The organism is Candidatus Dependentiae bacterium (assembly GCA_016871815.1).
GTDB lineage: Bacteria > Babelota > Babeliae > Babelales.
Genome location: VHBT01000005.1, coordinates 1 through 24,287 on the forward strand (window position 1 = coordinate 1; position 24,287 = coordinate 24,287).

16 protein-coding genes are annotated in these 24,287 nt (G+C 39.5%); 7 read left to right on the forward strand and 9 right to left on the reverse strand.

The features are described from left to right. The first annotated feature begins 1,112 nt into the window (after nt 1-1,112). The gene (locus FJ366_01740; protein MBM3894294.1) at nt 1,113-1,949 is read left to right on the forward strand and encodes a hypothetical protein; all 837 of its coding nucleotides are present in this window, start codon (nt 1,113-1,115) and stop codon (nt 1,947-1,949) included. A gap of 174 nt (nt 1,950-2,123) precedes the next feature. On the opposite strand, the gene FJ366_01745 is transcribed toward FJ366_01740, so the two are convergent. Further along, a complete protein-coding gene (locus FJ366_01745; GenBank protein ID MBM3894295.1) occupies nt 2,124-2,222 on the reverse strand; it encodes a hypothetical protein in 99 nt (32 codons plus the stop codon). On the opposite strand from FJ366_01745, the gene FJ366_01750 reads away from it, so the two are divergent. The 4 genes from FJ366_01750 to FJ366_01765 all read left to right on the forward strand — a co-directional run bounded on the left by FJ366_01750 (nt 2,158) and on the right by FJ366_01765 (nt 7,284). Then, complete coding sequence (locus FJ366_01750) at nt 2,158-2,757, forward strand: hypothetical protein (protein ID MBM3894296.1); 600 nt, start codon at nt 2,158-2,160, stop codon at nt 2,755-2,757. The two genes, FJ366_01745 and FJ366_01750, sit on opposite strands and share 65 nt — an antisense overlap. 48 nt (nt 2,758-2,805) lie before the next feature. Further along, nucleotides 2,806-3,429, forward strand: coding sequence for a hypothetical protein (locus tag FJ366_01755; protein ID MBM3894297.1), 624 nt, complete (start codon nt 2,806-2,808; stop codon nt 3,427-3,429). Nucleotides 3,430-3,514: 85 nt separating this feature from the next. Further along, a complete protein-coding gene (locus FJ366_01760; GenBank protein ID MBM3894298.1) occupies nt 3,515-6,268 on the forward strand; it encodes a hypothetical protein in 2,754 nt (917 codons plus the stop codon). Beyond that, entirely contained in the window at nt 6,268-7,284 is a 1,017-nt protein-coding gene (locus FJ366_01765) for a hypothetical protein (protein MBM3894299.1), read from the forward strand. Before FJ366_01760 ends, FJ366_01765 begins: the two co-directional genes overlap by 1 nt. Nucleotides 7,285-7,336: 52 nt before the next feature. Here the strand turns inward: FJ366_01765 and FJ366_01770 are convergent, their stop codons facing one another. The 4 genes from FJ366_01770 to gyrA form a co-directional block, all read right to left on the reverse strand. Continuing rightward, nucleotides 7,337-7,801 carry a hypothetical protein gene (locus FJ366_01770; GenBank protein MBM3894300.1) on the reverse strand — a complete coding sequence of 155 codons (465 nt, stop codon included), beginning with the start codon at nt 7,799-7,801 and terminating at the stop codon, nt 7,337-7,339. Nucleotides 7,802-7,986: 185 nt separating this feature from the next. After that, a complete protein-coding gene (locus FJ366_01775; GenBank protein MBM3894301.1) occupies nt 7,987-8,469 on the reverse strand; it encodes a hypothetical protein in 483 nt (160 codons plus the stop codon). A 107-nt stretch (nt 8,470-8,576) separates the two neighbouring features. Continuing rightward, nucleotides 8,577-9,743: a DNA-protecting protein DprA gene (dprA, locus tag FJ366_01780; GenBank protein ID MBM3894302.1), complete on the reverse strand. Its 1,167-nt coding sequence runs from the start codon at nt 9,741-9,743 to the stop codon at nt 8,577-8,579. 5 nt (nt 9,744-9,748) lie between these two features. Next, entirely contained in the window at nt 9,749-12,364 is a 2,616-nt protein-coding gene (gyrA, locus tag FJ366_01785) for a DNA gyrase subunit A (protein MBM3894303.1), read from the reverse strand. Between the two features lie 258 nt (nt 12,365-12,622). Here gyrA and FJ366_01790 point away from each other — a divergent pair, with 258 nt between their 5' ends. Beyond that, entirely contained in the window at nt 12,623-12,958 is a 336-nt protein-coding gene (locus FJ366_01790; protein MBM3894304.1) for a hypothetical protein, read from the forward strand. 34 nt (nt 12,959-12,992) lie between these two features. On the opposite strand, the gene FJ366_01795 is transcribed toward FJ366_01790, so the two are convergent. The 4 genes from FJ366_01795 to FJ366_01810 all read right to left on the reverse strand — a co-directional run bounded on the left by FJ366_01795 (nt 12,993) and on the right by FJ366_01810 (nt 22,262). After that, nucleotides 12,993-14,066 carry a hypothetical protein gene (locus tag FJ366_01795; GenBank protein MBM3894305.1) on the reverse strand — a complete coding sequence of 358 codons (1,074 nt, stop codon included), beginning with the start codon at nt 14,064-14,066 and terminating at the stop codon, nt 12,993-12,995. Between the two features lie 29 nt (nt 14,067-14,095). Continuing rightward, on the reverse strand, nt 14,096-16,282 hold the full coding sequence (locus FJ366_01800; GenBank protein ID MBM3894306.1) for a hypothetical protein: 2,187 nt from the start codon (nt 16,280-16,282) through the stop codon (nt 14,096-14,098). A 276-nt stretch (nt 16,283-16,558) separates the two neighbouring features. Then, the gene (locus FJ366_01805) at nt 16,559-19,303 is read right to left on the reverse strand and encodes a hypothetical protein (protein ID MBM3894307.1); all 2,745 of its coding nucleotides are present in this window, start codon (nt 19,301-19,303) and stop codon (nt 16,559-16,561) included. A gap of 148 nt (nt 19,304-19,451) precedes the next feature. Continuing rightward, the gene (locus FJ366_01810; protein ID MBM3894308.1) at nt 19,452-22,262 is read right to left on the reverse strand and encodes a hypothetical protein; all 2,811 of its coding nucleotides are present in this window, start codon (nt 22,260-22,262) and stop codon (nt 19,452-19,454) included. 241 nt (nt 22,263-22,503) lie between these two features. On the opposite strand from FJ366_01810, the gene FJ366_01815 reads away from it, so the two are divergent. Beyond that, a complete protein-coding gene (locus FJ366_01815) occupies nt 22,504-24,273 on the forward strand; it encodes a DEAD/DEAH box helicase (protein ID MBM3894309.1) in 1,770 nt (589 codons plus the stop codon). Nucleotides 24,274-24,287 lie beyond the last annotated feature (14 nt).

Consider the following 24,287-nt stretch of genomic DNA (forward strand, 5'->3'; position numbering starts at 1 on the left):
GCCGATCGACCTCGACGCCCAGCAACAGATGCATCAACTGGCACCTCAGCTACTGAATTCTCAACACAACGATTTGTAGATGGCCGGACCGATATTTTTAGCGACCAATCAGATTCATTTAGATCCGCGCGACGAACTGTAGCTCCTGCAGACGCTGCAGAAGAAGTAGTCCGCGATGGCATAACTGAAGGCTCAAAACCCAAACCAGTCATTGCCCCTGTAGCACCCGAATCCCCAACAAGCACATCTGCGAGTAGTTCAGACGAAGATGCTTCACCACGTTGGTTATCACGTGGTTCAACTAATGATGATTTGCAAACAAGCGACAGAAGGCTTGCCTCAACTGTAGTGGATGATGAAGGCAGAACCCCACCGCCCGTACCAAGCGTAAGAACAACCCCTCCCGTAAAAAACTCAGTACGATTAACTATTCCAGCACTCCCACGCGATCGAGAACGATTCGGATTTGCGCAAACTCAAATGAACGATTCTAATCTTCAAAAAGACATAAGCGCAGGAAAACAATCTTTCCCCGCACCTTCATCAGAAAGAAAAGAGTCAAGACCTCCTCGCGTGCCATATCCTCTGGCGCCTGCTCTACCACCTCCGCCACCGCAACCAGCTCCGGTCAGAAGAACGCTCACAACACAAATGCAAGAAAAGGCCACATTGAACCCATTACGCAGAGGCCCAAGAAGACAAAAACTACAAGATGTTAGTTCGTACCCAGTCTTAAAGAGTTCTGACTCGATACAATTCAGTAATCCTATGCTTGGCGCAAGAGCAACACCAGTCGTTACTCCTGCAGCTGATGTAACTGCCGAAAAATCATCGTCCTTAAGTGTTCTTGAACGAGCTCGTCGATTTGGAAGAACCATAACCCCAAGAGCGCAAAAGTTAGCAAAACCGAAAGTAGAAGTAACAACACCAAACCCACTTTTCAGCACAGAAGGGACTTCAGTCGAAAGAAAACATACTACTGGTTTAAACGCATATAAATCAAAAAGAATACAGCCTGTAAGACGAGCCCCTCGGTCATAGTCGGATAGACTCTTTTCAAAAAAGCCTTTAGAGTAAAAAGATAAAAAACATTTATTCTAAAGGCTTTTTTTATGAATTTACTACTTTTTTTTGATGTAATCGATTTTTTAAAACGAATTATCCAAGGGCCCCTGCTCTATCCGCTTTTTTATAGCGACCTTATTTCCATTTTTGCCATTTTTTCTTGCCCCGGCATTATTTCCAGCTACGATCATTCACTTCTAAAAATCCCTGCTATCTGTGCCGCAGTTTGTATTGCGCTCTTTGTGTATCAAATTTCTACTCAAACACTGGTAACTAATGGCATTTTTGAACAACCAACAGAAGAAATGCAAAAAGCTATCACGAAAGTAGTTAGCTCCGAAGGAATCACAAAATTTACGGTTACTCATGTGACCAATTTCAATAGTCCAGAACTTATTGTTGGACGTTTTCATGAACCGTTTGAAATCTATTTTTCGTCCCATTTTGAAACTCCAGAGCTTTTTGCACTAATCCCATTCTTCTTAAAAACAAACTTAAAAGTCATGCAAAAAACAATTTTCACAAGCCTTGTTCATGCAATTTCTTTGTTTTTCCTTGTTGTTAGTTTTTTTGTTGGAAAAAGTTTTTTACTCACTCAAGCGTTGCACCCCGTTGCTTTTTGGACCTTGTACCTTTTGTTAGTTCAATGTTCTGTCATGACTCGACGCTTTGTAATCGCATTTTTTAACAAACAAGTTATTTTTTCAAGCGATATTGCAACCGCACGCGAAATAGGCGCTCAAGAAGCAATTACCGCTCTTGAAAACTTTAATCAAGCAACATCAAACGATCTTAATTTAAAACAATTTAAATCTTGGGAACTTTTTTCTCCCAAATTTTCTGATCGCATTTCTCGTATCAAGCAGGCATTTAACATAAACTAAAATGAACTTTTTTGAGAAACTCGGTCTTTTTATCATTGGACCATATTACCCCAAATTATTTAATTTTTATGGTGAATGGTTATGGATGTTTTTATTCTTCTTTCCGCTAGATCTTCAAACAATCCTCATTTTGGTTGCAATCCATGTTGCGCTTAACTTGTATCAACTGCAGACTCAAGAACCTATTTTAAACGCAACATTTGGGACCATGCCAGAAGAAATCATTTCTGCAATCACCGAAAAAGCCTCACGTGATTGCATTACAAAACACACTTCATTGTATGTTACAAATTATCCGTCGATTAATGCTTTTTGCGCGAGAAACCTGAATAATTGCAAAATTATTATTTCACACCATTGGTTTGAGTCTGATGAAAAAAAACAATATTTAAATGCTATCCTTGAACACGAATTTGGACATGCACGAGAGCACCACAATTTAAAAGCATTTATAATAAATTCATTTCTTTTTACCGCAGGAATAACCTGTTGCTATCTTTCAACACTTTTTATCGAACCAACGCAAGATACAACTACCTATTTTTTGCTCTTTAATTTTATCATTTTTAGAATAACCACTTTTTTGCAAACATGGTACACGCAACACAACGAATACCAAGCTGATGCTCAAGCTCTTAGCCACATCTCCCCACAGGAAATGATTTCTGCCCTTCTCTTTTTAAAAGCAAATTCTGCCTCAGAACAAATACGTGAAAACCAGCCCTCTTGGATAGGAACGCACCCTAAAATTTCCGATCGAATCAAAGCTATCGAAAAAATTTCACAAAAGAATACAGACATCTTATAAAAGTCGTGGTATAAACCTTCAAACACGATTTTTATATCCTTAAAATCTATGCTAAATCTGTATCTTGCTTCATCCTCTCTCACTCGACAACAACTGTTAAAAGACGCTGACTTTTCATTCGAGCTGCTTTCGACCAATCTTCAACACGAAGAACCGTTTAATCCAGAAAAAAGCCTTAAAGAAAATGTTTCAACCGCAGCCTTATTCAAAGCTGTTGCCACAGAATTGCCATCTCTTTTTAGCACAGAAGAAAAAACAATTTTCGTTATTTCTGCAGACACATTAATTGCCGAACAACAAGGAAACATACTCAAAAAACCTAAAAATCTCGCCGAAGGCCACGAACAACTCAAAAAACTTCGCGCAGGACCTTGCGTTATCGGAACAGCATTTATTGTTCAAAAGTTCAAGCGATCTTCTCATACCTGGATTCTTGCGCAGCAAATACAAAAATACAACGAAAGCGTTGCCGAATTTTACGTCCCAGAAAATGAAGTGGATAGCTATTTCGAACAAATGCCATATTCTCTTCACGCCTGTGGATCAGGAATCATCGAAGGATATGGTGCTCAATTTTTAAAATCTTTTTCAGGCTCATATTCGGGCGCGCTCGGACTGCCTGTCTTTGAAGTTAAAGAAACATTAATTGAACTTGGATACATAAAAACCTAAAGTTATTTTTCACAAACTGTTCTGCGCGGCGCAAAAAGCAACTAGCATGATTTTGACAGCATGAATGATTCATGAAGGTGTTTGCATGTTTGTCTCTTTTCTATTCCTGTTTTTGAGCAGTATTTCATGGTGCGCAGCCGACTCATGGACGCATAACTATTCACGTGATTATCTTTCTCCTGGCCATCGCATTATTTTGCAGCCGCCGCCGCAACCGCCATCGTTTTTTTCGAGTGGTCAGTTTTCAATTCAGACATATCAATCAAAGATCTATCACGAACCAATATTTTTTTACACACAGCCAACGGTTGTTCCCGCCCATCGCCAACTGAGCGCTCAGGAACGCGCAGAAAATGAAGATTGTGATCTTAAAAGTCAGTGCTCTCGTGCCGTTTGCAACATGCAAAGCTCAGTTCGCTCACAGGTTGCAAAAAACAGACTATTATTTCCCTTCAGTCCTGAGCACTGGACGCACGATCCTGATAATTGGGATGGCGTTTCTCATATGCGTGAAATCAATTTTCATCCCTATGCAGTGTATCAACTAGACACCCAAAACATCTCGCCGTTAGCAGTAGCTCAAGATGTTGCCGCAAAACAATATACTGTTTTTCATCGCAAGCCATCACTGCGATTTATCGCCAATCAAAAAGCTGATTTTTGTGCCATTTTCGATCCGCAGGCAAACCGTGTGCTCTATGTCATCAAAGGATACGACACCTACTGTTCATACAATTTTGAAAACGAGCAAGCGTTTGAAGCTGAAAAATATGCGATTATCGACCTGAAAAATCAGAATTTTTGCCGCGCAACATTTAATAGTTTTTCGCCGGAGATGCGTGACGATCTTGACGCAGAGTTGCAATCGTTGGATGCGTTACCAACAAGTTGGGACGAAGAAAAACTGCACGATGTTCTGTCTACTTCAACTCGCTTGAGCCCCTACACATATCCGCACGATTCGTTTCGCTATTCCTGTCGGTCACGATATGTAATCGCAAAATATGGACTTAATCCCCGACATATTTCTGCGCTCATTGCAGAACGCATAACACAAAATTGCGCCATTCCACTTGCAGGATCGAAAAATTTTTTGTGTGTCGATTTGTCAGAAGATTTTTTAGCAATTCTACTCCCAGCTGAACAAAAAATTATCACGATTTTCCCCTGCAGATCAAAATCTTTGCGCGATCCACCAACACACTCTCCCGATGATGTTAGGCCCATGCTGTACGCAACTCGCATTGTTTCGCATGAAGAACTGTTGCCTGCGCAAACAGAGACACCAGAAGTGTGTCTTGGAAAAACGTACCTGCATATTTCATTACATGATGAGAATTGTGCTGCGCACAAAGCAGTTGAATTTATTGATCATACGCCGCAATCAACGAACCTAACACACCCGCAAATTTTGGCCTATGCACTGAAAGAGCGCTATTACTGCATGAAGATCAAGCAAGATATGAACTATGCAAACGAGCTTGCCGAATGCCGACAAAAATTTAACAACATTCCCGACAAAATCAGACAACAAATTATTTGCCAGTCAGAATCGGCGGATCTTGCCAGCACCGCTAAAGCGCTTGCCAATCTTTCGGGCGAGACCGATCGCTACGCCGCTTACTTTCGCGGTTATTTCTTTCTGCCGCAACCGATTTATCAGATGCTTGTGCTTCAATTAGCGCCCAGCTTAATTGTGAACCAAATTGCGGCTGCGGTTGCCGCCGGAAGCCTGGTTCCTCTCGTTGGAATCCCTGCCTTTTCGACTGTGGTGGTGCAAGTTAGGCTGCTTGCGATCGTCAACTTGACCACATCGATTGTGCATGGATTGTTAACTGTTGCGGATACTTTTTTGGGCTTAAGTCCAACACCAACACACAATGATCCTGCAGAACTCTATAAATCGGTTACCATCCCGCAGGGAACTGACACCAGCATGTTTCGGCTTTCGCCACAAAAGGAGAAAAATATTCCACTTTCCGGACCTGGACTCGGGCAAAGCGATTCAACCGTATCTTTACCCTCAAAAACTGGTTTTGGTGGCGCTGTCAGCAAATTTCCCGGTGCTGATGAATTTTCAAAATATAATGCTCCAAACAGACATTCTGATACTTCAATAATCGATTTACCATCACCAAATAAGTCTAAATTTTTCGATAAAATCCTCCGCAAGCCACTTAATTTTCTTAAAAACAAACTATCTTCTCCTTTCATAAAAAAAGCTCTCATTCTCGGCGGAAGTACAATCGGCGGAACCATTGTCACAGCAATAATCGACCACTATGCCACAAAGACCTATCACTATCTCAGGCCGATTGTTGATGACTTGCTGCACGGCACCAGCGAAGTTGGCATGTACTGCTCGCAAGTCAGCGGTTTTTCTCCCGATAACACAATCGCTTTTATCCGTGAAAACAGCCCCAACAAAGAAGAAATCATTTCGCAGGCCAAGAAATTAAAATCATTAATCTTAAACATCGATACGCGCAGCATCAATCGCGATATGACACCAATAAGTTTTGAAAATGTAGAACAAACGAGAGACAAACTTATGCATTTTATTAATGGATCACATAAACTTGGGCATGACCATGGACTTGATAAAATTTTTCCAGGTAAAAACTGGGAACAAATAAAAGCCGTTGTCAGAGAAATTATCGAGGGAGGTAAAGATTGTCTGCCCAAAAATGGACATTCTGCAAAATATGCCTATATCAATAATATTCCTGTGTTAGTTAGATATATTGTTAATGATTTAAAGCAATATGAAATTAGTGGCTTTTTTATTGCAAAAGCATCTCATATAACAAAATATTTCCCTTCGGGAGGAATAAAATAATGGATATCAAACTTCTATGTCGATCATACATCGAAAAAGGCTTATTTAAAAAATATCTTGAGACATCTGCTATGTTGCCAAAAAATGATATTGGCTATAATGTCCCTTATTCGCTACCTTTTTACCTTAGAAATAGCACCTCCTGCGCGCATGGACTTGTAAATTTCCTCAATTTTTTAGAAGAAACACCTGTTTCGCTTAAAAATTTACGCATGTCTCATGATATTTCATTTCCACACTTTCCCTACTCCTCGTCGGGAACATTTTATTATTTTTTGCGGGATGCAGAATTATTTCCTGATCAAGCAGCATCAATTGGAGGAGTCTTTGAAAATGATCCAGTTGCATGGATAGAGTTAACAAGCCAAGAACAATATGAATTTGCACAAGTAATACTTGAATATCAACCAGAAGAACTCTGTTCTACTCGTTTAATAGAATGGCTCAAGGACGAAGGGTTTAATAATCCCTCTACTTACGCACAACGCGCTGCAGAGCTGATATCAAAAGACAAAGCTGCAGCGTTCAAAGAATTTGTTATGCACGGCCGCTTTATCGAATCGCAATTACTTTTTTGGCAATTTCCGGAAGAAAAAATGGCAGAGATTCTGCGCGAACTTGCACTTCAGGAGCAATGCATTACAACTTACGATTATGTTTGGTTTCTTATGAAAAAAAAGAGCGAAACCGCAGCTCGGCACCTGCTTCTTGCAGATCTTACAAAAAGTATCTTTGGGCGAACAGATATTCCCGAACCAAAAACCATGGAAGAGGTTGGCGATTTTATTAGCGCTCAAAAAGGCTGGCAGGAGCTCATGTTTTTCCACATTTCACGCGCGGCAGAACTCGAGCCAGAAACTATTGAATTGCAAGAAAAACTCCTTAAAATGTATCCAGCGGTTCCAGAAAGCTTTGATGCGCAAGAAACAATTTTACTGGCGCAGCGTGTACTTGCTGCAAAACCAGAAAGTGTCGTTGCACATGACGTTTTAAATTCTCTTCAAAAAAACAGGTAAAAAATTAAAAAAGGCCGTGACTAAAAAATCACGGCCCTTTTTGAAAAATTATCTAGTTCAAAACATCTTCAGAGGGAACTGTCCAGTTCGAAAGAATGTTTTTATACAACTCATTTTTAAACATTGCTTCTCTTGCTGATTGGTTCAAATCCCCACCCAACATTTCCACTGCTTCTTCTGCTCGATTGACCGAATTCCAAAAACTATGGGGATCAATAACATGCTGATCAACCTTTTTGATTGCATCACGAGTTTGGCTAGACAAGACCCCTTTTGGCTTATTAACCGGAACGCCTTCTGCTAAAATCGATTCAACATATTCAAAGAATTCTGATACTGTTTTTTCCATGGTATCTGATAGCTCTGCCGGTTTTGATGCTTGCAAATCATAAATTGCGTCAGCAACTCCACCGGATAACGCTTTCTGAATTAACTCTCTCAGCGCATGTTTGTCTTTTTTTAACAACCACCCCATAAGACAGATTAACTCAAATGAAACTGATAGATTTGTACTCATCGTATGGCTCCTTACTTGCTACTAGTTTGACGACTACTCAAAGTACGTCAAGGAAAAACCGCCCGATGCATAAAAAACGTGGCTACTGCACTTTGTACAATAACCACGTTATTTTTTTTTTACAATCTCTCTGAGATGCACGTAAGAAATTTTTATTATTTTTTACGTTTTTTCCACTTTTTAGCTTACGCTACCGCTGGAATTTCGGTTGAACCTGAAACTTCAGGAGCCACAACGTCTTCAGTTTCTGCTTGAGCAACGGTAGATTCTTGTTCCATCATCGCATAGCCAAACATTTGCTGGGTCATAGCCATCATTTCTTCATACTCTTTTGGGTTGTTTTTTTGCATATCTTGAACCCATTTTTCAGCTTCTTCTGCAAGTTTTTTACCTTCATCGCTTGACAAAAAGGCTTCAAAAGCTGCTGGATCAAAATTTTCTGGATTCATTTCATTCATATCAAAATCATTCATTGAAAGCGCTGAGGTATCAATCGAACCTTGTTCAAGAGCGGCCTGATCTTGAGCCTCTTCTTCTTGAGCCACATTCAACGCATCTACCGCATTTTCTTGTTGCGTTACCACATCTTCAACTTGCTCATTTGCAACAACCGCAAAAGAAAGCGTTAACATCGATACAAGCAAACCTGATTTTAAGTTCTTAAACATTCAACAACTCCTATCATTTTTCTACGAAAAAACTTAGCAACACACTAAATTTCTTTGTTAAGCCCAGTAAACCAAAAAAATATACACTTGTAAAAAGCAGATCTCGACTAACGCGAAATACCCCATAATCCTGTAAATTGTTGCATAATTTTACCATCAAGCTGCAAATCAAATAGTAATTCCTGTGTTTTTGAAAGGTCTTTTTTCAGAAAATCGGCTATTTCTTCTTCCGACCGAGCGGTTGTTGCAATAAAGTGAAATAAATCCTGCTCTTTGCCCAAATCTGTACCCATTGTGGATACCACAGGCGAATCCTGCTCACTTTCGGCAATTATTCCCAACCCAAGCTCCGCACACAAATCCTCCGGACCAGAAACAATTAATGCTCCCTGCTTTAAGAGCTTATGGCACCCGATACTTTGCGGTGACAAAATCGAACCAGGAACAACCCCAACTGTTCGCCCTGAATCTAAGGCATACGCTGCAGAAATCAACGCCCCGCTTTTTTCTCCCGCCTCAATAACCAACGTCATAGGAGCAATTCCAGCAATAACCCTATTTCGCGCAGGAAATGTTCCGCGCTCAGGACGCTGCTCCATAGAAAAAGGCGAAAGAAGCGTTCCTCCCGTCTTTAAAATCTCATTAAACAAAGATTTATTTCCATAGGGATACCAGTAATTTAAGCCAGACCCCAGGACGGATATAGTTGGCATTTTATGGGTCACTGAAACGCGATGAGCAGCAGCATCAACCCCCAAAGCTCCGCCACTAACAATTTTTACCCCGCAAGCAACCAGCGCAGGCAATAAATATTCAATACACGAAAGACCATACGCAGTTGCGTCACGCGCACCCACCACCGCCAATAACTGTTCTCCTGAGCCAACAGGAGCACCTAGCCGATACAAAACAACTGGAGGCGCATAAATATGCTGAAGCAGCTGTGGATATTCATCATCAAAACAACTGTCAACGACCACGCCAGCCGCTTCAACCAGTCGCAATTCGCGCTCTAGGTCAACTACCAACAATGATTTTTTAATTTTCTCTATTGTTTTTTGCGAACTAATCCCAGCATCCAAAAAAAAACGTATCGGCGCATCGATAATTTGCTGCAATGCCAATGCAAGGTCGTGCTTGCGCTGCGCATAAAAGGAAATAACTTCTGACTGATCTGAGATACCAGAAATAACAGAAAGGGCCCTGTACACAAATACAGGACCCACATTTTCTGCAAGCAGTAACTTAATCAGTAACCGCTTATATGTTTGCATATACTTTATTCTTCATCTAATTCTTCGGTGTCATCCTCAGGAAATTCGTCTTCTTCAAAAAGCTCTTCATCTCCCTCGTCCATAACATCATCTTCTACGATGGTACCCACAACAACCGGGGATGTCGAATTTGGAGCAGATTCTACAGGATTTTGAGAATTTTCATTCTCTTCTTCGAGCGACTCATCAAAAGAAGCAACAGCAAACACACGCTGCCCTTCATCAAGACGAATCAATCTTACACCCTGAGCACCACGTCTCATCGTGCGAACCTCTTGTGGAGACAAGCGAATAATTTTACCCGACTCTTCAATCAACAAAATGCTCGATTGATCTGAAACCAAGGCAACACCAATCACTTCACCGTTTCGTTTTCCAACCGGAATTGTTCGAACACCAAGTCCACCTCGGTGAGCAACTCTAAAGTCTTCAACACGAACACGTTTTCCATAACCAGCCGATGTCACAAAAAGTAAATCTTTTGCATCTGCGAGCTGAATAACTTCAAGCCCAACAACCGTAGAATTACCTCGAATACGAACACCTCTCACACCAGCAGAGTGTCTTCCCATTGGTCGCACTTCAGTTTCTTTAAATCGAATACCCTGACCTGCGCTTGTTGCCAAGACAATATCATCCGAACCGGTACTTTGAGCACAAAACGCAAGTTCATCGCCTTCATTCAAATTAATCGCATGAATACCTGTTTTTCTAACATTCGAGAACGCAACAGCTTCGGTTTTCTTAATAACCCCTTTAGAAGTTACCATAACCACATATCCTGATTGCAATTCAGCAGCACACAATAATTTTACAACCACTTCACCAGGAGTTAATGGAATCAAGTTGACAATTGCACGTCCACGAGCTGTTCTGGAAGCCTCTGGAACCTGATACACGCTCAATGTGTACACTCGTCCAAGGTTTGTAAAGAAGAGAAGATCATCATGATTTTTTGCAACAAAAACGTCTTTCAAGACATCATCTGCTTCACCAAGATCTGCAACCGCGCGCTTGCCTTTTCCACCACGATGCTGCACTGCGTAGACATCAAGAGCAACACGCTTAATGTAACCCTTACTTGTAAGCGTTACCACAACTTCATCGTTAGGAATTAAATCAATATCCTCAAACTGATCGATTGAACCTTCGATTCTGCTTCTTCGTTTATCTGCGTATGAAGATTTAATTGCTTCCAATTCATCCACAACCTCTTTAATTAAGACTTCATGGTTAGAAAGAAGCAACTCAAGGTACGCAATCACTTTACGAACTTCGGCAATCTCTGTAGTAATTTTATCGACCTCAAGCGCCGTCAAACGTTGCAAACGCATATCCAGAATTGCTTTAGCTTGAACTTCTGAAAATGCAAATGTTTTACACAAGCCTTCAGACGCATCTTGTCCAGATTTGGAAGCTCGGATAAGCGCAACAACTGCATCAATATTTTCAAGAGCTTTAATTAAGCCAATCAATAAATGCTCGCGACCTTTATTTTTATCAAGATCAAATTCTGAACGACGTCTAATAACTTCTTGGCGATGCACTAAAAACTGTTCCAACATTTCACGAAGTGTAAAAATGTGTGGCGTATTATCCAGAAGCGCCAACAACATAATTGAATGTGAAACCTGCAATGAGGTGTGCTTGAATAATTGATTCAAAACAACCTGTGGAACATCTCCACGGCGAATATCAATAACGACACGAATACCATCACGGTTAGATTCGTCTCGGATATTAGTAATACCCTCAATAACTTTTTCTTTTACTAAATCTGCAATTTTTTCGATCAACGCAGCTTTATTTACCTGATACGGAATTTCTTTAATGATCAATAAATTTTTTGATGAAGATTCTTCAATATCAACCACCGCACGAGTAACTACGTTTCCATGACCGGTTTTATAGGCTTTTACAATGCCAGATCGACCACAAATAATACCGCCTGTTGGAAAATCTGGACCAGGAACGAGTGAAAACAACTCATCATCGGTAAGATGTGGGTTTTTAAGCAAAGCTAAGCACGCATCAACAATTTCTCCCAAATTATGGGGTGGAATAGATGTTGCCATACCAACCGCAATACCATTTGATCCATTGATCAACAAATTTGGTAAACGGCTTGGCAACAATGTTGGCTCTAATTTTGATTCATCAAAGTTAGATTGAAATTGAACTGTTTGCTTATCAATATCATACAACAATTCTCGAGTAATTTTTGCCATCCGAACTTCGGTATATCGATACGCAGCAGCATTATCACCGTCGATCGAACCCCAGTTTCCCTGACCATCAAGCAATGGATATCGTTTTGAAAAATCTTGTGCCAAACCAACCATAGCCTGATAAATAGGCTCATTGCCATGTGGATGGTACGAACCAATAACTTCCCCGACAACGGTTGCAGATTTTCGATATGCTCGCTCATTGAATAACCCCAACGTATACATAGCATATAAAATTCTTCTATGAACCGGCTTTAATCCATCACGAACATCAGGCAGCGCACGACTCACAATCACAGACATTGCGTAGTCTAGAAATGAACTTTTAAGCTCTCGTTCAATTGATAACGGAAGAACAGATAACGCAGGACTTGCTTGTGATGGCTTTTTCAGCTCCTCAGACACACTCTACCCCTTCAAAAATCTTATAATTTTCATGAAATTATGAATAAAAAACACACGCATAAATAATACAATGAGAGCAACTTAAAGACAAGAATGAAGCCCGATGATACTTGATAAAAAAGCCTTACAAATCATTCATTCAAATAAAAAACGCCGTATTTAAATTAATACAAAAAACAAGTTGACACGCCTGACAATGAGTCACTAATATTTATTTCCAAAAAGATGTGAAGGTCTTCTTGTCCCATGAAACCGTTTATATTATCGCTTGCATCTATTTTGTTGTGCGCAACAACAGCTCTTCAATCTTTTTATCCTCCGCAAGGATCTCTCCCCTTAGCTTCTCGGGCTATACTTAGATCGACTCCCCATGGTCATGAATTTCTTTTTACGCGCCAAGAAGATCACTCATTCGAAATGGCAATATCACATGATTTTCTTAAAGAAGGTAAATTCCATCATCCTTATTGCTTCAAATGCGAAACATATCTTGCTTGCGGAGAATGTGGCTGGACAGAAATTACCGAAGAAATTCCAACACCAAAGCCTCGCCGCGACACAGAAAATGGAGAGAATGAATAAACTCAAATTTAAGCTCGCTAAGCTATCGCACTTTTTAAACAACTGCCTCATCAGCTGCTGAATCTTCATTATTTGATTCATTATCTGAATATGAGTGACAACCATATAAATCCAAAACAGATCCAGCTGGTACCTCAAATCTAACGCCAGCGTACTGAATACCCTGTTCTTCACAAACTGAGTCAGAAGAAAAAGTTACATTTCCCGTAGGAACAATAATTCCGGAATCAAAACACGGTCCATTTTTCCAAGCATACAAAGATGAGTCATTAAAAAACATTCTTGACGTGTTATCAAAAAGAACAAAATTGTTTTTTTGACTGCTGCGATATTCAAGAAACAAATTTTTATCAAACATTACACTGGAATTTGGCATAACAATTAATTGTGCCTTATCGCAAAAAACAAATGAACGCTCTTCTCCTTGCACCAATACATCACCAACAATCGCTACAGCTCCAGCAGTTACATAACAATTGCCCTCAAGACTCAGCTTTAAATTATTAAACGTAACAACCGAATCATCTCCCAACGAAATTGGCAATCTTCCCGCGCGAGTATTTTTGATAAAAAAATTTGAAAACTCTTTAAACTCAACTTCAGCACCATTTGCAATCCTAATGACCTTTTCCTTATTACTATCAAAAAGCAATTTCATCGCATATCCACAGCCGTGAATAACCGCATGTTTTTTGACGCCAACAAAAGACCAGTCCATAGTAAGTTTTTCATCACTTCCTAAAAAAAACGTAACATTGTCCCCAAATTCTAAATTAATTCTCCCTGTACCTGATTTTATCTTCCAAGAATTAAAATTTTTAAGCGTTATATTTTTTATCAAAAGTGACGGCGTTGCATAATGCCCAGAATTAGTACCCTTTCCTTCTATCCACAAGCCAGTGCCTACCATTACCGACAGATGAGAAAAATCGAATTCCTGCCCGTTGCCATCCCATTCAAAATCAGCACAATCCGGACTGTAAAAAGTAATTATACTCTGTCCCCAAAGATTCTTTTTTTCTGTATACGTTGAAACAATTGCGCCCATAAAGCAGGGAAACAAGCCTAACCCTAACAAAACAACTGCGAACAAAATACGATTTTTCATAAACAATTTTCTTTCACAAAAAACAGCCCCTAGCTGTAAGCTATTGCTCCATACACGTCCATCATTCCACCCGCCAGCAATTCAACATACAAACCACTAGTTGTGTCGAACACGAGAGCCTCTGCCCTAACAGCCCCCTCGGCGACAACTGTAACTTTATCATCAATAACCACAACTCCCGTTTGCAATCGTGGCGCCGTCATCGTTGCATACAACGTACATCCACTCAAATACAATCTTGAAGTTTGATTTGCAAAAGTTAATTGCGTCTTAGAAGGAGCTACTGGCCCAGGAGTACAAAAACCAGATGAATCGTAACTAAAGGTAACATTTCGATCAACAAATAATGTTGATGCCGATTGGATAGCCATTGTGCCGTTTGATGAAAACGCAAATGTATACCCTTTCCCCTTCAAATAAACATCATTGTAAATATTAATGCTTCCTGCAGACAGGGTATAATTGCCAGATAAATTAAGATGCGTATTTCTTAAATTAATTACTCCTGAATGATCTGCACACCGAATTAAATTTGATGAAGCAACATAGGAATTAGTTGAATCATATAAACCCGTAATTACATCTGGTGTAACACCACCACTCAGACCCATAACATGAAGATCTTGCAAGTTAACCGTTACACTTTGTCCAACTGCACCGGTACCCAACATGATACCAACCTTATTACTGCCCCCAAGCCCCGCAAACGAAAGATTCCGACCATTTCCTCGAATCGTGGATACACCCTCGCGTCCTGTAAACGACCAGGTATAAGAAAGATCTTCGTTATCCCCAAGCTCAATAGTGACATTATTCCCAAAAACAATCGATGCATTTGACAGTAATGTAACCGCTTGTGAATTAAAATCTTTAAGCACTATGTTTTGCAACGTAACCGTTTTTCCTGCAGCAACAGATATAGATCCCGCCTGAGCATCTCCTCGAGCAAACTGCATGGTATAACCACCACCGTCCCATGTTATATTTGAAGCATTTGCTCCTCTAAAGTTCAGAACACGATCTGGAACACTAAATCCTTCATTTTGACGTTGAATATACACAGAATTATCAACATAAAATTTTGAACCGTAAGTCAAACCACTTGGTCGAAGCATTAATCGACCACCATTAAGCGCAATAAGCTGTGCACCATCTGGAGACGCGGGGGTTATTGGTTTTAAATCTGGAAAAGAAAGCGTATCGTACTCTAGAGTCGTTGCATCAATTGTTGCTATCGCTCCAACAGCAACTGTTAGTTTATTAGTTCCGGTAACAATCATTGAATTTGCGCCATAAAAATATAAATTTCCCTGGGTGAATGTATAATTTCCATTTAACTGCAAGACGGTATTTGAAAGCGAAAGCGTCGAGTTTGAGTCACACATCACAATTGTTCCTTGAATCTCAGACAGACCCTTAATAACAACATCTGTGATGCCAAGGCCAACGCCCGCCTGAACAACAAGCGAACCGCCAAGACTCAAATCCAGCACATTTCCATTACCCTGCAAAACTGCAACACTATTATCTGGACCGAAGTACCACATTCCCGTAAGTGTTAATGCCGCATTTAATGTCATATCTGTCGCACTTAAGAAATATAAATTTCCACCCCAAATAGATGATTTTCCGGGGAATTGCAACGTATGCGAATTGATATCAACAATTCCATCACCACACAACATACAATCATCCCCGATCGAAAGCGTGTCTTCTAAAACAACTCGACCGCCATTCAAATAAACATCGTGATTTAATTTATTTTGAATCGAAAATTTGAGTTCTGAGGCTTGATCTTGAATGACGATTGGATCTAAGAACCGAGGAGTTCCTTCTATTAAATTATCTTGCCCAGACACAACCAACCCAACAAATGACATCCCTGGCTGCGCTCGCATCTGAGAAGCCCCTGAAAGAACTAACTGCCCTCCGATTGCTGCCGTATTAAACTGCCCTGACCACTGAGCACTCACCCCATTTTTTTCGATCGTTCCTTCTGCAAAAACAATAGGAAGCCCTTGCAATTGAGAGAGAGCATTATCACTTATCTCCAAAACACCCTGAAAATTTTCAATAGCCGATCGAAGAACCAATCGAGCATTTGGATTTTTGATTCGCAATCGAGAATCTTTACCCGCAAACGAAATAACAGCCCCACAAGAAAAACCTTGTAAAATACACCACACAAAAAGCAAGAACCTTAAAGCACTACGCATATGCCTAAATGCTCCACATTTTCAATATAAAAAAGCCTGTGAGAAACTAGTGCGATCAAGATGAAACAGTCAACACATCTCGAGAAGTAAAAAAGAATTAAAATCATTCATAATCATGAAAAAAATAAATACCAGGAACGATCAAACGTCGAACCTCTAAGCCTCACGCAAGGCGCCCCCCGGCCAACCCTCCTTGGAGTGGTATAAAAAATAGCAATTCTCTTTAAAAAAAATCAATAAGAGCAAAAAAGGAATATAAACAAAATGAATTATTTTTCACGCTTCAACATCACCATCTATGTCAAAAACCCCGCCAAGCTGAACCTTTACATCTGCGCTGGCATCAACAATTATTTTTGCGTTCGAATTGCTTAAATCTGTTTTGAATGCAGAATCGCCATCAATAAAAACCATTCCCCTGCGCAAGATAAGCCTTGAGGAATTTGATATTAAATTTGCACTATGCAAAAACAATCGAGATGTCACATCTTCCAGCACCAAACCATTACCAACTGAAAAAGGATTGTCATACACCAACGACACAGAATTATCTAAATATAATTGTGCATTTTGCCTAATGATACACCCTTCAGATGATTTGAAATTGAATTTTTTATTTGCTCCTGTAAATGTTACATCACCAAAAATATCTAAATGCCCCTGCAAAAAATCAACGTCTCCCGTCATAAAGATCGAACTCGAGGCAAATTGAATTCTTGATTGAGCATCAAGATTTGCGAGCCTTGTACCAGAAACAGACATCAAATAAGTATTTACAATACGCAACACAGCACCGCCAGAAACGCGTATGCCAGCAGTAGAAATAGCTCCAATATCAAGCATCTTGTAACGCCCATCAATCACTGTATTTCCAACAATTTCATACGTATTAGATAAAAAAGCATCATCCGCTAATTGCAAAACAACTCCTTCACCAAAAGAAATCGACGCTCCTAAGCCCAATTCGATATGCTCTGGCAAGAAATCACGCAAAACAAGATTTTCAATCAACACTCTTTTTCCCTCAGGAATAACAATTACCCCTGAGACTTTTCCAGGCATCTGTAAAACATAGCCATTTCCATTCAAAACGATCGTTGATTCAAAAGAGTTATTTCCTCTAAAAATCATTCGCCTGCTCGTTCCAAGCACCTCTGAAGTAATTAAAGAATTTCTATTTTGATCCAAAATGATATCTCCCTCTCGATACAACGCAGAAAAAGATCTCACGATGCCGCCATTTAAAGATACATAATTATTGTCATCTGCAATTGATGGACGAATATTTCTAACGTCTGGAGATGACTGCGTATCGTATAACACCGAAATGCCGTCAACAATTAACTGAGCATCATTATCAAACGATAAAATGTTGGCACCTGTCACAACCTTTGAAGACACGTTTGAAAATTTTATCTTTCCGGTAGAAAAGGAATAACTACTATCTAAATACAAATCAACATCAATAAATGATGCCATCGCCTGCGTTCCCAAAAAAGACAATTGCCCCGAAGATTGACCAAGCCCCTTTAAAACCATATTTATTAAACGAACTGTTTTTTCATTGTTTACAATAAATCCACCCAAAGAGCTCATTTGAACAACAGATCCAGAACCACCAAAGGTACAATTGCCTATACATTTAATAGGATACGTTAACACCGAATCTCCACCAAACATAACATAGGTATCATCATCAAATAAAACACGGCTTCCAACACCCAATGAAATATGTTCAGGATAAAAACCCTCAAAAGAAATATTCTTGAAAATCACCGTCTGACCATCTGCCACAGAAATAACAGGTCTTTTTACTTGCGGAAATTTTAATGAAAAACCTTTGCCATCAAGAGATATTGGTTGCGGACCAGGCAAGGAAAAACTCATAGTTCTATTCACGGTCAAAAATTCTGATTGGATCAAGATATTCGATCGATTTGAATACAGGAGAGCAGGTCCAGATGCGTCTTGTACTTTTGCCAAAATCCTTGCACCCGCAATAGATTGAATATTTTGAGTCCCTGCAACAATCCCCACAAAATTAGATGCCATTAATGCATCAAACATAAAATCAACACCATTTAAAACCAATACAGCTTTATTAACAAAACCTAAACTATTTTCACCAACCACGACCCTAGATGATTCAGATCTAACCTCAACAGATCCATAGGAAAAAGTAAAACTAGAATTCAGCTCAAGCAAAGATCCAACAAGGACCAATCGCGAATCATCATTTCCTAAAATAATTTTACCCGACCCCAAACCCCTCAACGTAACATTCTTAAGGATAAGCTGATTTCCAGGTGCAACAAACAATGATCCATTTGTTATATCAAGAACATTATCTGCACCATCTATAATTGACATTCCTTGAGACGAACTAAATGTTAATGTTCCACTTACCTCTACACATTCTCTCAACTGCAAAATAGAAAGATCTTTCAAAAATAATGTGCTCAATTCTGTTTTTTGCTCAGGCAGTGTCAAAATATTAAATTGCCCATCGACAGAACCCCTACCAACCAAACTAGCCGCCTGAGCAAATTGTAAATCTTGCCCAAGAATAACCTGTCCTCCATTTAATAAAACAGACTGATTTAACTGATTAACAAGTGATATCCTCACAGAAGTATTCAAATCAGCTAATCGTATAGGATGATTAAAGAAAGAAGCACCCTGAATTTCGTTTCCCTGTCCTGAAATATAGATGGGCAATAGAACACTAGTACCATTTAAACTTATTACATGATTTCCAGATAATCTTAAGACATCACTACTCTGCGGATCAAAAACACCTGAAAAATCGCCACATGCATCAATTCCCTCAATGCAGCCATTCTGAAAAATAATCGTGGCAGAACCCTGAATTAAATCAGCTCGAGAATTTCCGCGACACAGCGTTCCACTAAATCCTTCTATCGGTGTGTTAACAATAAATTGAGTCGCCGGATCTAATAATTTTAAACGAGCTTCTTTTCCTGCAAAAATAAGTTCTGCATGAAGCACAGAAGAGCACATTAACAAGAAAAAACAGACTAAAATTTTACTATCTTGCACAGACTACAACCGATTTTTTTTCCCAAACAACATGCGAGTGCATGGTATCCAGGACCGGAAGAATCACGCAAGATATTATAACCCGTAAATTACGAAGGCTTGATCTTTTTCAATAATTTACAACCTCACCAACAACTTCTAATGTAGCTTTATAATCAACTTGAATATCAAATGTTTTATCGTTTATCAAAATGCCAGAAGACTCAACAGCACTTCCGCCATCAAGCACACAATGCCCAAATAATTTCATCAGTCCAGAATGAAGTCTCATTATATTTTTTCTTACGACTAAAGTTGCATCATACAAAATCAAAACCGAAGACTTATCTTCAAAAACAATTCTACCTCGATCTTCAGGCGCAAATAAAAAAGTTGATCCTTGATAAAAAGAGACACTGGACTGTCGCTTGATGGTACATAAGCCTGACGATAAAAAAGCAAAGGTATTTTTATATGTTGTTATAAAATTTGAACCCTGAAAAATCAAATCACCGTTCAAGATGGAATAATCTTTATCCAAAAAACACTCCATATCCTGTAAAACACATTTAGCTCCAAATGATAGATCTACAGGAGTTAATTCATTTGAAAGACCTCCAAATTTACCATTTTTAAATGTCACCGTAGCCCCAGAAGCAACAGAACAGCTAACTCCTGGCTCAAATCGAAGATCATGTCCCTGTAAGTCAAAAATGACGTTTCCTGTAATGTTCATAGGAAGAGACAAAACAATATCTCTATTTAATTTTATAACAACCCCATCGCCCAAAGAAATTGAAGAATTTTTTTCCAAATTAAATATTTCACAGGAAAAATCACGAAATTCAATATTGCAAAAATGAACGTTTTTATTAGCTGAAACAAAAATGGATGGTTCAGGAAGATACGGCAAGATAAGTGAATACCCATTTCCCGTAACAGTGCACTCATCTCCCGATCCAAGAATACTTAAATGACGCTGACTTGAGATAGCCTCATCATGTTGCAGCACATACTCACTTGTTGTTATTTCAAGACTTCCCTGTTCTTGAACATCCCCAACAACCCTAACGGCACCTTCTTGTAAACATTGTATATTCAGCCCATCATGAGATCGTGGTTGAATATTAGCAGTATCTGGAAACGCCAATGGATCATAAAAAAGATTTACGCCATCAACAATACAAACACCTTTTTTTATACATGAAAAAGTATTTTTTCCGGTAACAACAAAAGAATCACTCCCTACAAATTTCAGAACACCCTTTTCATGGTCATAGTTATCAGAAAGCAACAACGTTACATTCTTAAAAATTGCTGTGGATGTATCCGACTCAAAAACAAATCGTCCATAATTATTTCCAAGACCCGCAATTGTCATATTATGAAATGTTACAGTTGCTCCACTTCGAACAAATATTTTTCCATAACCAACTAAATTTAACGCTTCACCAAAACCTGAAATCGTAACATTTCCATCAATCGTAAGAGTATAATTCAAATCAACGGTACGGCTTATATTTAATAAAGCATTATCACCTAAAGCAAAATTTGAATTAGGATCCAATTTTATAGACGCAGGAGAAAAATTATTAATCTCCACATTTCTTAGCACAGCAGATTTTCCAGTAGGAACATGAATCAACCCAGAGTCAACCCCTACATCAACAAAATTAAGTATTAAATTTGTTCCATCAAGAATTAATGAATTAGATTTTAGGCCTCTATAAAAAAGCTTTCTTTCTTTTGTTAAATCAAATCTTCCAGACCGAACAGAATATGAATTATCTATTGTCAGTGATAAATCAGCATAAACCTTGCTAATCGAAACAACTTTTCCGCCATTTTTAACAATTATCTCAGCAGGCTCTATCAATTGAATGCCGTTATTGTTAGTCGATGATAACGGATCAAAAAAAAGCGAAATCGCATCTACTAACAATTTACATTCTTCGTTAAAATAACAAACTCTTTCTCCCACTATTACTGTAGAATTACGACCTATAAATGAAAGATTACCCCTTGAAAAATAATAATCTGTCGCCAACTCAAGCGTACACCCAATAAAAGTCAGAGAAGCTGTCGAATCCTGGAGAATAATTGCGCCCTTGCCCAATTTTTTAATATTTACATTTTCCATAGTCAATGAACAACCTGAAGCAATATACACTGTTCCACCTAAAGACAGATCAAGATCGCAGCCCTGACCGGCAATAAAAAAACTTTCACGCGCTCCATTCTCTGCGGAGAAAGTAATTTTGCCAGAAAGAGACAACGTATCCTCAAGCACAAGCCCCCCTGATTGAACAAAAACTACTGATCCTTGCCCAACAGACCCTCCCAACGAGAGGAACAATGATGCACCATTTAAAATTACCGTCCCTGGCCCTTGTATGGTTTTTCCATTATCCATTCGTAAAGAAGACAGAAGGGTCAAACGCCCCCCATTAAGTGAAATACTCGAAAAAAGTCTATTTTCAAGATATAACGACAGAGAAGATCCTGAATCGCGCAAAAAAATTCCCTCTCGCGCGTCAATCCAACCAGAAAGAACAACCCCCCCACCCAAAATTGAGATTTTTTTTAATAAACAACCAGCATCGCCAGACAGGCTGTCTCCATTTTGCATAAAAAGCTCACCCTGAAGACTTGGATCAAAAGAACCAGAAAACGTTCCACTCAAGCCCCCAATTTCGATTTTCCCATCCTTCAAGGTTAAAACACCACCCCGCAAGGCATTAGTGCCGGGAATCGTTGCATCAACAGATCCACCCAAGACAGATAACGGTTGATGTATCAAGATCCCAGAAGAGGGAGTTAAAAAAGCAATTTTACTTTCGGCACTGGTTACAATTATTTTAGAAGAAAGCGAAAACGCAAAACCTATAAAAAAGCTTAAAAAATATAGTTTTTTTATCACAAAAGACACCCAATACTTCATTTTTCTTTCCTAACCTGCCGTTAGACTATTTTTTTTATTTTCAAGGCAAAAACCTACATTAAAAGCAAAAAAAGATGTTTAAATGACGCCTTTGCCAAAAAAATCATCTGATGGTACTCTGAGATTAGTCTGTGATTATAGAAAATCATTGTTTCAAAAAAATAGAGTGTTTTACTGGGGCGTCCTTAATTGTTGTAATTGAGTGCCCCGGATCGGGTTCTCGCAACATTTAAGGAGTGGTATGGATACACCTACCCAAAGTGAACTATTGTTCAATTTATTAGGCATTTCAGAGCAAGTTTTAAAAGCTCTTACAGCTATGGGATATAAAAATCCTACAGAAATTCAAGCAAAATCGATTCCGGTTTTGCTCCAAAAAAAAGATTTTATCGGTCAAGCTCGTACCGGAACAGGAAAAACAGTTGCCTTTGGTATTCCTGTTGTCGAATCGATCGACGCTCAGAACAAAGCTACTCAAGCTATCATCCTTTGCCCAACAAGAGAATTAGCCCTCCAAGTCGCAAAACAACTTGAAGACGTTGCTCAATTTATCTCAGGCGTTAAAGTTGCAACACTTGTCGGTGGACAGCCAATCGAACCTCAAATGCGTTCATTGCGATTTGGCGCACAAATTGTTGTTGGAACACCTGGTCGTGTTATCGATCACCTTGATAGAAAAACATTACAACTCGATCAAGTACATTTTGCTGTGCTTGACGAAGCTGATGAGATGCTTGATATGGGCTTTAGAGATGATATCGAAACAATCTTGAAAAAGACCCCTGCAACTCGTCAAACCGCTCTTTTCTCGGCGACAATGCCAACAGAAATCAAAAACCTTGCTAAGGAATACCAAAAAAATCCTGAACATGTGAACTTGGTTGTCAAAGACGTTGCAAAGCCGCTTATCGAACAAATTTATTACGAAATTCCAAATCCAAGAAAATCAGACCTTCTTGCTAGCCTTCTTGATATCGATCAACCTGCTCTTTCGATCGCTTTTTGTAATACAATTCAACGCGTAGACGAATTGACCAGAAAACTCCAGGAAGCTGGTTACTCTGCTGATGCTCTTCATGGAGATATGAGACAATCTCGTAGAGACCGTGTTATGGATAGATTCAGAACCGGCGATTGCAAAATCCTTGTTGCAACAGACGTTGCTGCTCGTGGAATTGACGTTGCAGGAATTGATGTTGTCTTTAACGTTGACCTTCCTCTTGATCAAGAAAATTATGTACACCGTATCGGAAGAACCGGTCGTGCAGGAAGAACAGGAAAAGCGTACAGCTTTGTTGGTGGCCGAGACAGAATGCTCCTTAAGACTATTGCACGCAATGCAAATGGCGCGCTTGAACTTCGTCAAGTTCCATCGCAAGAAGCAGTAGAATCTTCTCGTGCAGAAAAAATCTTTACTAAAATTGCAACCGACACAAAACCAGAATCTCACCTTGAAAAATATATTGCTCTTATCAAGGCAAATCTTGGTGAAGTTGGCGATCCTGTTAAATTAGCTGCTTCATTGCTGAAAAACATCATCCATAAAGGCAAGCCAATTCAAACAGACTTCAGCCATTCAGACGACTTCCGCAGAGAAGGTGGACGTAAATCTTTTGGCTCGCGTGAAGACAGACCAGAGCGTTCATTCAACAGAAGAAGAGAATTTGGCAATCGCGAAGACAGACCAGAACGTTCATTCGGCAACCGTGAAGATCGTCCAGAAAGATCGTTTGGAAAACGTGAAGACAGACCATTCAGAGGTGAAGGTCGCCCATTCACTCCACGTTCAGATTTTGGCGATCGACCAAGAAAGTCCTTTGAAGATAAAGGAAATTCATTTGGAAATCGTGAATTTGCTCCTCGTAGAGAAGGTAGATCACGATTTGAAGGTAATGACTCATTTGGTTCAGGACGTAGCAACTGGAAAAAGAACGATGACCATGGCTCACAACCTCGTTTTGGATCACGACGTCAATCAGACTTTTCCTCAAGTCGTCGCGAACAAGCGTAATTAACTTTTAAAGC

Bases quoted from the DNA above. Each gene is read 5' to 3' on its own strand.
- FJ366_01765 (MBM3894299.1), top strand. From the start codon at position 6,268: ATGGATATCAAACTTCTATGTCGATCATACATCGAAAAAGGCTTATTT.
- FJ366_01740 (MBM3894294.1), top strand. From the start codon at position 1,113: ATGAATTTACTACTTTTTTTTGATGTAATCGATTTTTTAAAACGAATT.
- FJ366_01810 (MBM3894308.1), bottom strand. From the start codon at position 22,262: ATGAAGTATTGGGTGTCTTTTGTGATAAAAAAACTATATTTTTTAAGC.
- FJ366_01755 (MBM3894297.1), top strand. From the start codon at position 2,806: ATGCTAAATCTGTATCTTGCTTCATCCTCTCTCACTCGACAACAACTG.
- FJ366_01790 (MBM3894304.1), top strand. From the start codon at position 12,623: ATGAAACCGTTTATATTATCGCTTGCATCTATTTTGTTGTGCGCAACA.
- FJ366_01760 (MBM3894298.1), top strand. From the start codon at position 3,515: ATGTTTGTCTCTTTTCTATTCCTGTTTTTGAGCAGTATTTCATGGTGC.
- FJ366_01750 (MBM3894296.1), top strand. From the start codon at position 2,158: ATGCCAGAAGAAATCATTTCTGCAATCACCGAAAAAGCCTCACGTGAT.
- FJ366_01775 (MBM3894301.1), bottom strand. From the start codon at position 8,469: ATGTTTAAGAACTTAAAATCAGGTTTGCTTGTATCGATGTTAACGCTT.
- dprA (MBM3894302.1), bottom strand. From the start codon at position 9,743: ATGCAAACATATAAGCGGTTACTGATTAAGTTACTGCTTGCAGAAAAT.
- FJ366_01800 (MBM3894306.1), bottom strand. From the start codon at position 16,282: ATGCGTAGTGCTTTAAGGTTCTTGCTTTTTGTGTGGTGTATTTTACAA.
- FJ366_01795 (MBM3894305.1), bottom strand. From the start codon at position 14,066: ATGAAAAATCGTATTTTGTTCGCAGTTGTTTTGTTAGGGTTAGGCTTG.
- FJ366_01805 (MBM3894307.1), bottom strand. From the start codon at position 19,303: ATGTGCTCTTCTGTGCTTCATGCAGAACTTATTTTTGCAGGAAAAGAA.
- FJ366_01815 (MBM3894309.1), top strand. From the start codon at position 22,504: ATGGATACACCTACCCAAAGTGAACTATTGTTCAATTTATTAGGCATT.
- FJ366_01770 (MBM3894300.1), bottom strand. From the start codon at position 7,801: ATGAGTACAAATCTATCAGTTTCATTTGAGTTAATCTGTCTTATGGGG.